Annotated in this window: 1 protein-coding gene; it reads right to left on the bottom strand. The window is 45.8% G+C overall.

Annotated elements, in window-relative coordinates:
- Positions 1 to 262, bottom strand: a 262-nt coding sequence (locus SB658_RS24865; protein ID WP_486308220.1) for an ATP-binding protein, incomplete at both ends; no start/stop codon positions are given.

The raw sequence follows: 262 nt of genomic DNA, 5'->3' as shown, positions 1-262 counted from the left end.
CCCTTAATTCAGGCTGCAAAGATACACTCGGCGCCACTTCAATGACCTTTTGATGGCGTCTCTGAACGGAACAGTCCCGCTCATACAGATGGACGACATTGCCTTCTTTATCTCCGATCACCTGAACTTCAATATGCTTAGGATTTTCGATCAGTTTTTCAACATACACTTCATCATTTCCGAATGCGGCTTTCGCTTCTGATTTGGCCCGCTCAAACGATTCTTTCAATTCACTTTCGCTTCGGACGATTCTCATTCCGCG

Source organism: Bacillus sp. SIMBA_008, from assembly GCF_046535495.1.
Classification (GTDB): Bacteria; Bacillota; Bacilli; order Bacillales; family Bacillaceae; genus Bacillus; species Bacillus subtilis.
Note: the sequence above shows the minus strand (reverse complement) of the source record. Positions and strands in the feature narration are given on the sequence as shown.